The organism is Prolixibacter denitrificans (genome assembly GCF_003014495.1).
Taxonomy (GTDB): domain Bacteria; phylum Bacteroidota; class Bacteroidia; order Bacteroidales; family Prolixibacteraceae; genus Prolixibacter; species Prolixibacter denitrificans.
In genome coordinates this window covers 369,084-382,648 of sequence record NZ_PYGC01000004.1, presented here as the reverse complement: position 1 = coordinate 382,648, position 13,565 = coordinate 369,084, and the positions used below count along the sequence as shown (strand labels likewise).

Sequence of the window (13,565 nt, the reverse complement as noted above, 5' to 3'; positions counted from 1 at the left end):
AATATCAGATGGTGGGAAAAAGAAAAGGAGCCAGACTATAGAGCCGGCTCCTGTTATTTTATTGCTGCTGATTTTCAATCCATTTCCTCGCGTTGACGAATGCCTCAATCCACGGAGTCACTTTGTCGTCTTTGTGAGCTGAGGGATAAGTTCCCCATTGCCATGGATAAATAGCCCGTTCCAGGTGCGGCATCATGGCCAGGTGGCGACCATTTTTCGAACAAACAGCAGCGGTGTTGAATACCGAACCGTTCGGGTTACCCGGATACCCTTCGTGGGTGTATTTCATTGGGATGTGATAGTCATTTTCCTCCAGCGGCAGGCTGAATTTGCCTTCTCCGTGAGCTACCCAAATTCCCAACCGCTTTCCAGCCATATTTTTCAACATTACTGAATCGTTTTCCTGAATATCCACATTGATGAAGCCGGATTCGAATTTATGTGATTCGTTGTGCAGCATTTTACCTTTCTCTGCATGCTCCGGATAAATCAAATCCAACTCAATCATCAACTGGCAACCGTTACAAACACCCAAACTCAGTGTGTCTTCGCGACGGTAAAAGTTCTCCAGTGCTGTACGTGCTTTTTCGTTGTAACGGAAAGCTCCGGCCCAACCTTTGGCCGAACCCAGTACATCGGAGTTGGAGAAGCCGCCAACGAAAACTATCATGTTGATCTCTTCCAGCGTCTCTCTTCCACTAATGAGGTCGGTCATGTGAACGTCTTTTACATCGAAACCGGCGAGGTAAAGACTCCAGGCCATTTCGCGATCGCCGTTTACACCTTTCTCGCGGATGATAGCCGCTTTCACGCCGCACGGTTGGCGACGTTTGGGATCGATGCCCAGACTGGCAAATTCTCCGTCGAATGACTGGAAGTCGAACTCAAGAGCCTGTTTCTTGTAGTTCTGATAACGTTCCAACGCCAGCTTGCTTCCGCTCTGTTTCCGGTCGAGCAGGTATGAAGGTTTGTACCACAGTTCACGGAGCGAATCTATATCGAAGTTTAATTCTGTTCCTTGGTTGGTAACAGCGATTTCGCGTTTCACAGAAGGCTGTCCAATCTTAATCAAGTCGACACCTTTTTCGTTCATCAGTGCCTCAAGCTTTTCTGCATCATTGGCCTGAAGCAATAATCCCGGGTTTTCACTGAAAAGCAGTTTTACGGAATCAGCTTCATTCAGCGCACTCAGGTCAGTTTCAATACCTCCCTTGTTCTGCGCGAAACACATTTCCAGCAGAGCGGTAATCATTCCGCCGGCAGATATGTCGTGGCCAGCAGCTACTAAACCATTATCGATGGCGTCCTGAACGGCATTAAACGCTTTCACGAAAGCAGCAGGCTCTTTTACGGTAGGAGCTTCATCTCCCAGCTTGTTCACAATCTGGGCAAACGAACTTCCGCCAAGTGTCTTCGGTACTCCCGATAAATCGAGATAATATAGTGGTTTTGATGCGTCGTTGACGAGCACTGGTTCCACTACTTTGCGGATATCGGAAACTTCGCCGGATGCGGAAATGATAACTGTTCCGGGAGCAAGGACGACATCATCCTTGTATTTCTGTGTCATCGAAAGAGAATCTTTCCCGGTAGGAATGTTGATGCCCAGTTCGCAGGCAAAATCGGAAGCGGCTTCCACTGCGTTGTACAGGCGGGCATTCTCGCCCGGGTTACGGGCCGGCCACATCCAGTTGGCGGAAAGCGAAACGCCCTTAATACGGTGCGTTAATGGTGCCCAAACGATGTTGGTCAGCGACTCGGCGATGGAGAGGATGGAGCCTTTCGGCGCGTCAACCAATCCGGCTACCGGTGCGTGACCGATGGAAGTGGCAATACCATATTTCCCCTGGTAATCGATAGCAATTACACCGAGGTTATTCAGCGGAAGCTGTAGCTCGCCGGCGCATTGCTGTTTGGCTATTTTTCCAGTTACCGAACGGTCCACTTTGTTGGTCAGCCAATCCTTGCTACCAACTGATTCCAATTGCAGCACTTGTTCCAGGTAACTGGTAATTTTTTCGTTCTCGTAAGCAATCGGCGCAAATTTTTCTTCAACGGTCGTGTCCTCCAATACCGTAACCGGTGGTTTTCCGAACATATCGGCCAAATCGAGGTCGATGGGTTTTTCGCCGGTTTTGAAATCTTCAAAGGTGAATCGGTGATCGCCTGTGGTTTCACCAACGTCGTACATCGGCGACCGCTCACGATCGGCAATGCGACGGATGAGTTCGAGGTTTTCTTCCCGGACAACCAGCCCCATTCGTTCTTGCGATTCGTTTCCTACGATTTCCTTGGCGGAAAGTGTTGGGTCACCAACCGGAAGTTTGTCCAGATGGATTTTTCCACCGGTTTCTTCTACCAGCTCAGAGAGGCAGTTCAGGTGACCACCCGCACCGTGATCGTGGATGGAAACAATCGGGTTTTTGCCCGATTCCGCTAAAGCGCGGATGGTGTTGTAGGCACGCTTCTGCATTTCGGGGTTGGCGCGCTGTACAGCGTTCAGCTCAATGTGGCTTTCGAACTCACCGGTATCGACCGATGAAACAGCGCCACCGCCCATTCCGATGCGGTAGTTATCACCGCCAAGCAACACCACTTTGTCGCCGGTCGAAGGTGTATCTTTGAGACTGTCTTCACTGCGGCCGTAACCGATGCCGCCGGCCAGCATGATGACTTTGTCGTAACCATATTTTTTGAAGTTCTCGGTATGCTCGAAAGTGAGTAGAGAACCGTTAATGAGAGGTTGTCCGAATTTGTTTCCGAAATCAGACGCCCCGTTGGATGCTTTAATCAGAATCTGCTCTGGTGTTTGGTATAACCAGGGACGTTCTTCCATCGCTTCTTCCCATTCACGGCCGTCTTCTGTGCGCGAATAGCTGGTCATATAAACTGCTGTTCCAGCTATGGGATAGCTGCCTTTTCCGCCCGCAATCCGGTCGCGAATTTCTCCACCAGTTCCGGTAGCCGCACCGTTGAATGGCTCAACAGTAGTTGGGAAGTTATGTGTTTCCGCTTTCAGCGAAAGCACGGTGTCAATATCTTCAACAACGAAATAATCGGGTTTATCCTGTGTGGCCGGTGCAAACTGTTCAACTTTAGGACCTTTGCTGAAGGAGCAATTGTCTTTGTACGCGGAAACGATGGTGTTGGGATTGGTTTGGGTGGTCTTTTTGATGAGGTGGAAGAGGGTGGAAGGTTGTTCTTTGCCGTCGATTATGAAATTTCCGTTAAAAATTTTGTGGCGGCAGTGCTCCGAGTTGACCTGCGAAAATCCGAATACTTCGCTGTCGGTTAGTTTGCGGCCGATTCGTTTTGCTACACCTTCCAGGTAATCAATTTCTTCAGTGCTTAAGGCCAGCCCTTCTTTTTGGTTGTAATCGGCAATGTTATCGATGTAAATAATGGGCTCGGGTTTCCGATCGATGGTGAACACATGCTGATCGAGTCCTTTGTAAAAAGCCTGCAACATCGGGTCGAATTGCGGGGAATCGGTGTCGACCGGGAAAAACTCCTCGATGCGGGCAATGCCGCTAATTCCCATATTTTGTGTGATTTCGACTGCGTTGGTGCTCCAGGGAGTAATCATCTCTTTGCGCGGGCCAACAAAATTGCCTTCCAGATGGTCGGCGTCGATAGGTTGCGCCTGGTCAAAGAGCCAGATTAGTTTTTCGAGGTTTTGCTGGTTAATTTCCTCGTGTGCATCAACGGCAATCAAGTTGGATTTGCCTCTAAAGAACAGGATCATTGTGTGGGTTGTTTTCGTTTACGAAATCAGATAATTCGGATGCCACAAATATAAGGAAATTCGCTTTATGGATTCGGTTGATACATGTTGCTGACCGATGTCGTTCCATGAAGTTCACAATTCCTTTTGGCAACAAAAAACCGCAGAGAGAATTGCTCAATCTGCGGCTTGTATTTTATGATTTTTCGCTTTGTAATTCGAGCGGCTTCCAGGCCCAGCTTTTTATCTTATCAGGAAAAGCTTCGGGTTTGAAGATGGAGCGTTTGTTGAATACCCGGAAACATTCCTGTATTCCTTCCGTCACACTCGGGTGAGGATGAATACTTCGAAGTACTTCATTCATCCCGCTTTCGGAATTCATCAGGTACGAAACGGAGACGATGAAAGCGGATGCCTGTGGACCGGCAGCCTGCATTCCTAAAATCCGGTCACGCCCATCGTCGCTGACCAATACTTTCACAAAGCCGTTGGTGTTCCGCATGGCGATGGTCCGGTTCACCATTTCGTTGGAATAGAATGCTGCTTTGTAAGGAATCTTCTTCTCCTGTAGAATCTTTTCGTTGACGCCAACCGAAGCGACTTCCGGTTTGAAGAACATGAGCGTAGGCATGTGCGAGTAATCGGTGGGATACTCCAGTTCGCCGAAGATGGCCTCGACAATAAAACGTCCCTGTTCTTCAGCTACACAGTAGAGTGCTTTGTGCCCTGTGACGTCTCCCGCAGCAAAGATGTTGCAGTTGTCGAAATCGCCGGTAGCACACTCTTCATTTACTTTCAGGTAGCCGTGCGGCGTTGTTTGTATATTAACGTTTTCCAGTCCCAGGCCTTTGGTGTTGGGATCGCGGCCAATCGAAACCAGAACGACATCTACTTCGATTACTGTGCTGTGCCCGTCCTCATAGTCGAGCACGACTTCCAGGTAGTCTTTCTTTTTATTAACGGTACGCAAGTTGGCGGTGTGGTGAATGACGACCCCGTTCTTCTGGAGGTTTCCGGATACGAAATCACTGACGTCATTGTCGGCAAAGGGAATTACACGGTGTGCGCGGTCGAGAAGGTGAACCTCAGTGTGTCCAAAATTGGAAAAGATAGTGGCGAACTCACAGCCGATAATTCCGGAACCGATGATCATCATTCGCTCGGGGAATTTTTTGAGGTTGAGAATACCGTCCGAGTTGATGATGCGTTTTTGGTCAACCTTCAAATCGGGAAGTTCCCGCGGGCTCGAACCAGTGGCAATAATAATATAATCTGCTTCAATGGTCTCCTTATCTTCTTTCTTCCCGCGGTCAATTTCCAGTGTATTCCGGTCTTTGAAACTGGCGAAACCGTATTTAATGGTTAAACTTCCTTTCTGTCCGGGCTTTTGGGAGTAGGTTTCGATTTGCGAAAGAATCTGATATTGCTTGGTTTTGGCGGCTTTCATCACCGATTTCTTGACTTTCGTGAAATCAACCTGAAGCCCTGAAGCCCGGTATCCCCGGTCTACTGCCGCGGCAACTGCATAATCGTGCGACAACTCCCACATGGTTTTCGAAGTCAGTGCTCCATTCATGACGCCTGCCCCTCCAACATGTCCGGCTTCGATCAAACAAACATCCTTTCCAAAATCCAGGGCACGGACAGCAGCGGAGAAGCCTCCCGGCCCGCTTCCAATGACCGCTAAATCGTATTTTTCCATAGTTTGTTATTGGTATCTTATCGTAAAACAGACTACTTGGGTAATGGTTTCATGCCCCGAAAATAAAAAGCGTTTCAAACATTTTACTCATTTATTTTGATTTTTAATAAATAAGCGTGTTGAGCACATAAATCTTTCCTACAGACTGTAATATGTTTTACATTTGCACTGACTTTGAAAACAGAAAATTTTTCTACATGAAACAAGCCTAGAAGAATATCTCACAGAGGATCGTGATTATCGGTAGCGAGTTCCGTGTGGAAAATTTAAATGCAAATGATAAGCACATGAAATCGATCAAGTATGTAACCGCAGGTGACGCTGTAAAAGTAATTAAATCTGGTGATCGAGTACATTTGAGTAGTGTGGCCGTAACCCCGCACAAACTCATTCGCGCTATGGTTGACCGGGGTCGTGCAGGGGAGTTGTACGATGTGAAAATTCAGCATATTCACATTGAAGGGGAAGTTGAATATGCCAATCCCGAATTTGAAGGTATTTTCGTTGCTGAACAGTTTTTTGTCGGCTCTAATCTTCGCAAGCAAACCCAGGCCGGGTATGCCGATTATATCCCCGTATTCCTAAGTGAGACACAGAAATTAATCCGCGAAGGCTACCTGAAAGTGAACGTAGCCATGGTGTTGGTTTCTCCTCCCGATAAACATGGTTTTGTATCGTTGGGGACTTCAGTAGATGCTACACTGGCCGCCATTGAGTGTGCTGATGTTGTTATTGCTGCTGTTAACCCGAACGTGCCAAGAGCCTGGGGAGATGCCATGATTAGCATCAACGAGATTGACTATTTCGTCGAGGATGACAGTCCTCTGTTTGCTCACGATTGTGCGCCATTGACCGACACAGACATCCAGATTGGGAAAAATGTGGCCGCACTCGTCGAAGATGGCGCCTGTCTCCAGATGGGTATCGGCGGTATTCCGAATGCTGTTCTTGCTCAACTCGAAAACCACAAGGATTTGGGTGTACACACCGAAATGTTTGCTGACGGAATCCTTCCGTTGGTTGAAAAAGGTGTGGTAAACGGAAAACGCAAGTCCATCGACCGGGGCAAAATGGTTGCCTCCTTCCTGATGGGGTCGCAAAAGTTGTATGACTTCATCGATGACAACCCGATGGTTGCCATGATGGATGTGGCCCATACCAACAGTGTAAATGTCATTAGAAAACTGGACAACGTTACCGCAATTAACTCAGCTTTGGCTATTGATCTCACCGGCCAGGTTTGCGCCGATTCTATCGGTATCAGACATTATTCCGGTGTAGGTGGTCAGATTGACTTCATTCGCGGAGCCGGATATTCCCGGGGTGGTAAACCTATCATTGCCATGCCATCGGTAACAGCCAAAGGAATGTCGAAAATCTCGCCGACGTTATTGCCGGGCTCGGGCGTAGTAAGTACCCGCGCCAACATGCACTGGGTAGTAACCGAGTTTGGTGCTGTGAACCTTTACGGGAAAACACTGCAGGAACGCGCACGTTTGCTGATTTCGGTTGCTCATCCCGATCATCAGGAAGAGCTTGATAAAGCAGCATTTGATCGCTTCGGATCGCACTATAAATTTATTTCCTCGAAATAAATAGGAACTCATAAAGGAAGTAAGGTGGGGCTAACGTTCTGCCTTCTTCCTGATCTTTTATATTTCGGTCAATTAGGAGCGAAATATCGGCTTTTCGATCATAAACGTGTTGTTTGACAGTGTGGTATCAGTACTCTTGCCATTTGGTGAGAGTTTTCGCACATGTATAATTATCATGAAAATCCGTTTCTGTTTCTGAATGATCTCATTATTCAGTAAATTATATTTCCTTTTATTTACATATAAGCTTAAAGGACAGGTATCATAGGACCTCTGTCAAAAATTTATCATTATTCCTTAACCATTAGGATGTAACCTAAAACATTAATCACAATGAGCGTATCACATATTGAACACATCGGAATTGCAGTCCAGAGTTTGGAAGAAACTATTCCTTACTATGAAAAACTGCTGGGTACAAAATGTTATGCGGTGGAAGAAGTAGCCGATCAGAAAGTGAAAACGGCCTTCTTCAAAGTAGGACAAACCAAAATTGAACTGTTGGAATCAACCGATCCGGAAGGACCGATTGGTAAATTTATCGAGAAAAAAGGACCGGGCATTCATCATGTTGCCTTTGCCGTTGATAATGTAGACCAGGCGCTGAATGAGGCAGAAGAAAACGGCATCCGTTTGATTGACAAACAAGGACGCAAAGGAGCCGAAGGTTTGAACATTGGTTTCTTACACCCGAAATCCACTTTCGGCGTGCTGACCGAACTTTGCAGTGACTAATCATTTTTTAACTCACTATCTATAGTATAAACACAATGAGCAATCAGGATAAAATCAACAAACTAATTGACCTTCGTGCTGAAGCTAAACTGGGAGGCGGTGAAAAACGCATGGAAGCCCAGCACAAAAAAGGCAAATTTACAGCACGCGAACGCATCGAGATGCTGCTGGATGACGGTAGCTTCGAGGAGTTTGACATGTTCGTAACACACCGTTGTACCAACTTCGGTATGGAGAAAAAGAAATTTTTGGGAGACGGTGTGGTAACCGGTCGGGGTACCATCGACGGTCGGACCATTTTTGTTTTCTCACAGGACTTTACCGTTTTTGGTGGTTCACTGTCCGAAACCTTTGCACAGAAAATCTGCAAAGTGATGGATATGGCTATGAAAGCGGGCGCTCCGGTTATCGGAATTAACGATTCGGGAGGTGCACGTATCCAGGAGGGAGTGACTTCACTCGCTGGTTATGCTGAGATTTTCGAACGGAACATTCTGGCTTCGGGAGTTATCCCGCAGATTTCAGCCATCTTCGGTCCTTGTGCCGGTGGTGCTGTTTATTCTCCGGCGCTTACCGACTTTATCATGATGACCGAGGACAACTCGTACATGTTTGTGACGGGTCCGAAAGTGGTGAAAACCGTTACCGGTGAAGATATCTCAGTTGATGACCTGGGGGGTGGAAAAGTGCACGCGCAGAAATCGGGTGTGGCTCACTTCCTGGTAGAGAACGAAGAGGAAGGTATTTTGCTACTTCGCAAATTGCTGGAGTACCTGCCGCAGAACAACCTGGAAGAACCGCCAATCACCGAATGTTATGACCCAATTGACCGGTTGGAAGATGGCTTGAACGAGATTATTCCCGATAATCCGAACCAGCCTTATGATGTGAAGGACGTCATTCACGGTGTTGTGGATTCAGGCGAATTTCTCGAAGTTCACAGGAACTATGCTAAAAACATCGTGACAGGTTTTGCCAAATTCGACGGGCAGCCGGTTGGTATCGTGGCTAACCAGCCCAACTATCTGGCCGGTGTACTCGACGTGGATGCTTCGCGTAAAGCAGCTCGCTTTGTTCGCTTCCTCGATGCTTTTAACATTCCGATTATCACGTTAGTGGATGTTCCCGGATTCCTTCCCGGTTCCGGACAGGAATATGCCGGTATCATTACGCACGGTGCCAAATTGATGTTCGCTTACGGTGAAGCCACCGTGCCGAAAATCACTGTTACGCTTCGTAAATCCTATGGTGGTGCACACGATGTGATGTCGTGTAAGCAATTGCGTGGTGACCTGAATTACGCATGGCCTTCTGCCGAAATCGCTGTGATGGGTGCGTCGGGTGCTGTTGAGGTGTTGCATGGTCGTAAGCTGGCTGAAATTACCGATCCAGAGGAACGGGCTGCATTTGTTCAGAAGCACGAGGATGAATACAAAGCCAACTTCGCGAATCCTTACCAGGCAGCTGCTTATGGTTACATCGATGATGTGATCGAGCCCCGTAATACCCGTTTCCGCATTATTCGCGGATTACAGGCACTGGGAACGAAAAAGTTGACCAATCCGCCGAAAAAACATTCGAATATACCATTGTAAAAACTGAACGAATGAACATAGCAAGCATATTACTAACGGATGTTCAGGGACTGGGATTGACCATTGCATTGGTTGGTTTTGGAATTGTTATCACTGCTTTGTCAGTCCTGGTACTGGTATTCCTTTATGCTCCGAAACTCATGAAACTCCGGCGCCCTTGCCGAAGAAAGAAGGAGGATTGTGGAGATGGAGAGGAAGAAGAAGTTCAACTGGAGGGTAACGTTAACGCGGCCATTGCATTGGCTATTCATTTGTATCTGAATGAAGCGCACGACGAAGAAAGTAACGTGGTGACGATTAAGCGGGTAAGAAGACGTTATTCTCCTTGGAGTTCGAAAATTTACGGAGTATACGACCGCTGGGCTCGATAATCCGTGGACTAGTCAAAATCAAATCATAACTGACGCAAAATGAAAAAGTTCAAATTTACCATAAGCGGAAACCAGTACGACGTTCAGATCAATGATATCGAAGATAATATCGCCGATTTGGAGGTAAACGGTACCCAATATAAAGTGGAAATTCATCAGGAGGCGAAGAAAATCGCCAAAACTCCTAAGCTGGTTAGGAAACCTGTTCAAAAAGCGCCGGGCGAAGGCGAGATTCAGAAAAGAAGTTCGAAAGCCAAAGCAATTAAAGCTCCGCTGCCCGGAACTATTCTCAGTATAGCCGTGAAGGAAGGGGATACTGTGACGAAAGGACAAACCCTCATGGTGATGGAGGCCATGAAAATGGAGAACTCGATTATGGCGGAAGCCGATGGTACAGTAGCTGCCATCAAAGTTTCTGCTGGTCAGAGTGTTCTTCAGGATGATGTTTTGGTCGAAATTGCATAACCCGGAAAAGACTTGCAGAAATGAATAAATTACTATTAACAATTATAAGCCTGTTTCTCGCGGTTTCCGGTCTTTTCGCTCAGAATCAACTGAAACCTTCAGATTTGACGGAAGGAAAGTGGGTGAACCGGTCGGGCGGCTACATTGCCAACCCGATCATCAACCCCGATACGGTGACGGCCCGGTCCGGCGTAGACAAGGTGGAACGATTTAAAACCCTTGAATTCAATGGTGATGGTTCGTTTAACATGGACTCAGCCAAAGAACGTTATACGGGAAAATGGAGAATAGCCGATGAGCATCTTATCATGGACTTCAATGCCAAGAAACTGATGCATCTTCGGAAAAACACCAACCCGAATCAGCGCTCAGGGTATTCAACTCAGAATTTTACACTGCAACTTCCTCAGCGCGTTCTGTCATTTCAGAACGGTGAACTGGTTGGACAGCCCGGCGATAGCGGTCAGGTATATAAAAATGTGGACGGTGCGCTTTCCGGATTGTTTAATTTTTGGGAATTTACCGGTTTTGCCAACTTTACCTGGGGACACTTCGTCATGCTCATCGTGGGATTGCTCTTTATCTTTTTGGCGATCCGTTACGACTTCGAGCCGATGCTGTTGATTCCTATTGGTACCGGTATCCTTATCGGGAATATTCCGATGTTCCAGGTAACTGATTTCAACCTGCAGCTGGGAATCTACGAGCCGGGATCGGTACTCAACTACCTTTATCAGGGAGTGGTACAGGGATGGTATCCGCCGCTCATCTTCCTGGGAATTGGGGCCATGACCGACTTCTCGTCGCTGATTTCCAATCCGAAGCTGATGCTGTTGGGGGCTGCTGCTCAGGTCGGTATCTTCCTTACTCTGATTGGAGCCCTGATGCTGGGATTTGCTCCGCCGGAAGCTGGTGCTATCGGTATCATCGGTGGTGCTGACGGCCCGACGGCTATCTTTATATCATCCAAACTGGCCAACGGTATCAATGTGATGGCGAACGGGCAGGTGGTGAAAAACCTGATTGGTCCTATTGCGATTGCAGCCTACTCCTATATGGCTTTGGTTCCGGTGATTCAACCACCGGTGATCAAATTGCTGACCAGCAAAAAAGAGCGTCTCATCAGAATGAAACCTCCGCGTGCGGTGACCAAGTTGGAGAAAGTACTTTTCCCGATTGTGGGACTGTTGTTGACTGCCTACATTGCGCCGACGGCACTTCCGTTGCTGGGAATGCTCTTCTTCGGTAACCTGCTGAAAGAATCGGGTGTAACCAAGCGACTGGCTGTAACAGCATCTAATGCGTTGATCGACATCATTACCATGTTGCTGGGAATCACCGTGGGTGCTTCTACACAGGCAGACGTTTTCCTGACTCCTTCCTCCATTAAAATCTTCATTCTTGGAGCGGCCTCATTTGTTGTGGCAACAGCAGGGGGAGTAATTGGAGCAAAAATTATGAACCTATTTTTCAAGAAAGGGAATAAGATTAACCCGATGGTTGGAGCGGCCGGTGTTTCGGCTGTGCCTGACTCGGCCCGTGTGGTACAACAGATGGGACTGAAGGAAGATCCGTCGAACCACTTGCTGATGCACGCCATGGCACCGAACGTCGCTGGTGTGATCGGTTCAGCGGTGGCTGCCGGTGTCTTGCTTAGTTTCTTGATGTAAGAAAAAGAGAACTGATATAATCAGGGGTAGTCTGTTTTCAGACTACCTTTTTTTTATTACCGTCATTACGAGCGTAGCGAAGTAATCTCACGTAAGTTAGAGTCATTAGTTCGGAGCGGGTTCGGTGTGTTGGATTGATGAGATTGCTTTCCCGAAGGATCGGGACTCCCTTCGGTCGCGTCGTCGTTCCTCCTTCTTCGCAATGACGATAAAATGAAGCCTTCTTTTAAAACTCTAACTTCAACTGCCGGATAGCAGGGAGCCTTTTCTTTTCCTCGTCAATCAGCTCCTGAATGCGCGAACGGCACCGGCCACACCCTGTGCCGGCTCCGGTGGCTTCCGAAACGGCCGGAACAAAATAGAGCTCTCCCTTCCGGATCGCTTTCTTTACTTCCGATTCTTCCACTTCGTTACACAAACAGAATAGCTTACGGGGCATAGGCTAACGACTTTCAATGAGGGTAACTACAATCGAACGGTCGTCGCGCGGACCGTCGAATTCACAAAGAAAAATGTTTTGCCAGGTCGACAATCCCATTTTACCTTCAATAATCGGAATGGTTTCGGATGGCCCGACAATTCCTGCTTTCAGGTGCGCATCGCCATTGTTGTCCTGGGCGTCGTGTTCCCAAACGCCAGGGGGAACGAGCTTCCAAAGTAAAGTGATGACATCGTTCTGAACCGAGTTATCCCAGTTTTCCTGAATCATAATACCAGCGGTAGCGCCTTGTACATATACGTTGACCATCCCACTCCCAATATTTGCTTGCTTCACGATGTTGGCGATTTGCGAGGTAATATCGTACAGCCCGTTGTGTTTGTCTGTTTTGAGGTGGACGATCTGTTGCATTATCAGAAAAGTTGGTTCTCGATGTGTATGCGTGCTTTCCGGTATATGTCGATGATGTTATCGTTTTTTGGCAGCGCGTCGTACAACCGCTTAACGTACCCCCGCTGGTTCAAGAGCAGGTAGGTTTTCCGGTAGGTTAAATCGAAAACCCACGAGAGCTGCAGCAGAACGTAGTCGTTATACGTAACCATGTCCTCTTTCTTCGGCATCATGTCGTTGATGATGGCTTTGCAGATGCTATCCGAAATGGCCGGACTTTTCGACAGATGCAAGGTGTCGGCCGGGCTGACTTTCACATCACGGTAGGTGAGGAACTCGGCCGTCAAACGGAGGGTATCCAGTTTATCGGCATCGCGCAGTAATTTGAGGTAATACACTACAAACTCGTTTTCCTTTTTGGGAAGCTCCGGTTTGTTATGAAAGATCGTCACCTTTTGCAGTATCTCTTGTTTCGCCGCTTCCAGCTGTTTGAAGGGGGGAAGTAACGACAACAATTCGGCGCCTGCTTCGGCATGATCCGTTTTGGTTAATTTCGAAAAATGGGGCGAAGACGAAACTTCGCGGAAACGGGCAATATCGTGAAACAGCGCCAGGATTTCCGCCATGCGCATCTCGCCGTCCTCCATATCCAGTGCCTGCCCCAACAACAGGCTGTTTTCCACCACTTTTTCATTGTGCGTCTTCCATTGCTCAAAAGCCTGCTGCTCAGCAAAACCTTTGGTTTCAACAGAACTAAGAATTTGGTTGTATTCCTCGCGGAATTGTTCAAGTGTCTCTTGCGAAATCATAATTTCGTGTTAAACAATATTTACCAAAATTATGGTTTTCTTGTATATAATATGCCATCCCTGATTTATT

11 protein-coding genes are annotated in these 13,565 nt (G+C 47.5%); 6 read left to right on the top strand and 5 right to left on the bottom strand.

All coding sequences use genetic code 11. The annotated features are described in order from the left end of the window. Window positions 1-58: 58 nt before the first annotated feature. Both purL and CLV93_RS10640 read right to left on the bottom strand, forming a co-directional pair. Complete coding sequence (purL, locus tag CLV93_RS10645; RefSeq protein ID WP_106542174.1) at window positions 59-3,745, bottom strand: phosphoribosylformylglycinamidine synthase; 3,687 nt, start codon at window positions 3,743-3,745, stop codon at window positions 59-61. Window positions 3,746-3,920: 175 nt separating this feature from the next. Beyond that, window positions 3,921-5,426, bottom strand: a complete 1,506-nt coding sequence (locus CLV93_RS10640) for a dihydrolipoyl dehydrogenase family protein (protein ID WP_106542173.1) — start codon at window positions 5,424-5,426, stop codon at window positions 3,921-3,923. A 287-nt stretch (window positions 5,427-5,713) separates the two neighbouring features. On the opposite strand from CLV93_RS10640, the gene CLV93_RS10635 reads away from it, so the two are divergent. The 6 genes from CLV93_RS10635 (at window position 5,714) to CLV93_RS10610 (ending at window position 11,857) form a co-directional block, all read left to right on the top strand. Continuing rightward, the gene (locus CLV93_RS10635; RefSeq protein ID WP_106542220.1) at window positions 5,714-7,021 is read left to right on the top strand and encodes an acetyl-CoA hydrolase/transferase family protein; all 1,308 of its coding nucleotides are present in this window, start codon (window positions 5,714-5,716) and stop codon (window positions 7,019-7,021) included. 333 nt (window positions 7,022-7,354) lie between these two features. Next, on the top strand, window positions 7,355-7,756 hold the full coding sequence (gene mce, locus CLV93_RS10630) for a methylmalonyl-CoA epimerase (RefSeq protein WP_106542172.1): 402 nt from the start codon (window positions 7,355-7,357) through the stop codon (window positions 7,754-7,756). 35 nt (window positions 7,757-7,791) lie between these two features. Continuing rightward, window positions 7,792-9,351: an acyl-CoA carboxylase subunit beta gene (locus CLV93_RS10625; RefSeq protein ID WP_106542171.1), complete on the top strand. Its 1,560-nt coding sequence runs from the start codon at window positions 7,792-7,794 to the stop codon at window positions 9,349-9,351. A gap of 11 nt (window positions 9,352-9,362) precedes the next feature. Continuing rightward, a complete protein-coding gene (locus CLV93_RS10620; protein ID WP_106542170.1) occupies window positions 9,363-9,722 on the top strand; it encodes an OadG family protein in 360 nt (119 codons plus the stop codon). A gap of 39 nt (window positions 9,723-9,761) precedes the next feature. After that, a complete protein-coding gene (locus tag CLV93_RS10615) occupies window positions 9,762-10,187 on the top strand; it encodes a biotin/lipoyl-containing protein (protein ID WP_106542169.1) in 426 nt (141 codons plus the stop codon). A 20-nt stretch (window positions 10,188-10,207) separates the two neighbouring features. Continuing rightward, window positions 10,208-11,857, top strand: coding sequence for a sodium ion-translocating decarboxylase subunit beta (locus tag CLV93_RS10610; protein WP_246187229.1), 1,650 nt, complete (start codon window positions 10,208-10,210; stop codon window positions 11,855-11,857). 226 nt (window positions 11,858-12,083) lie between these two features. Here CLV93_RS10610 and CLV93_RS10605 read toward each other — a convergent pair whose 3' ends face one another. The 3 genes from CLV93_RS10605 to CLV93_RS10595 are packed head-to-tail and all read right to left on the bottom strand — an operon-like array spanning window position 12,084 to window position 13,495. Continuing rightward, window positions 12,084-12,296 carry a (2Fe-2S)-binding protein gene (locus CLV93_RS10605; protein ID WP_106542168.1) on the bottom strand — a complete coding sequence of 71 codons (213 nt, stop codon included), beginning with the start codon at window positions 12,294-12,296 and terminating at the stop codon, window positions 12,084-12,086. Window positions 12,297-12,299: 3 nt separating this feature from the next. Then, the gene (locus CLV93_RS10600; protein ID WP_106542167.1) at window positions 12,300-12,707 is read right to left on the bottom strand and encodes a secondary thiamine-phosphate synthase enzyme YjbQ; all 408 of its coding nucleotides are present in this window, start codon (window positions 12,705-12,707) and stop codon (window positions 12,300-12,302) included. 2 nt (window positions 12,708-12,709) lie between these two features. Then, window positions 12,710-13,495: an HD domain-containing protein gene (locus CLV93_RS10595; protein WP_106542166.1), complete on the bottom strand. Its 786-nt coding sequence runs from the start codon at window positions 13,493-13,495 to the stop codon at window positions 12,710-12,712. Between the last annotated feature and the right edge of the window lie 70 nt (window positions 13,496-13,565).

Bases quoted from the DNA above. Each gene is read 5' to 3' on its own strand.
- CLV93_RS10635 (WP_106542220.1), top strand. From the start codon at position 5,714: ATGAAATCGATCAAGTATGTAACCGCAGGTGACGCTGTAAAAGTAATT.
- CLV93_RS10625 (WP_106542171.1), top strand. From the start codon at position 7,792: ATGAGCAATCAGGATAAAATCAACAAACTAATTGACCTTCGTGCTGAA.
- mce (WP_106542172.1), top strand. From the start codon at position 7,355: ATGAGCGTATCACATATTGAACACATCGGAATTGCAGTCCAGAGTTTG.
- CLV93_RS10605 (WP_106542168.1), bottom strand. From the start codon at position 12,296: ATGCCCCGTAAGCTATTCTGTTTGTGTAACGAAGTGGAAGAATCGGAA.
- CLV93_RS10640 (WP_106542173.1), bottom strand. From the start codon at position 5,426: ATGGAAAAATACGATTTAGCGGTCATTGGAAGCGGGCCGGGAGGCTTC.
- CLV93_RS10610 (WP_246187229.1), top strand. From the start codon at position 10,208: ATGAATAAATTACTATTAACAATTATAAGCCTGTTTCTCGCGGTTTCC.
- CLV93_RS10600 (WP_106542167.1), bottom strand. From the start codon at position 12,707: ATGCAACAGATCGTCCACCTCAAAACAGACAAACACAACGGGCTGTAC.
- CLV93_RS10615 (WP_106542169.1), top strand. From the start codon at position 9,762: ATGAAAAAGTTCAAATTTACCATAAGCGGAAACCAGTACGACGTTCAG.
- CLV93_RS10620 (WP_106542170.1), top strand. From the start codon at position 9,363: ATGAACATAGCAAGCATATTACTAACGGATGTTCAGGGACTGGGATTG.
- CLV93_RS10595 (WP_106542166.1), bottom strand. From the start codon at position 13,495: ATGATTTCGCAAGAGACACTTGAACAATTCCGCGAGGAATACAACCAA.
- purL (WP_106542174.1), bottom strand. From the start codon at position 3,745: ATGATCCTGTTCTTTAGAGGCAAATCCAACTTGATTGCCGTTGATGCA.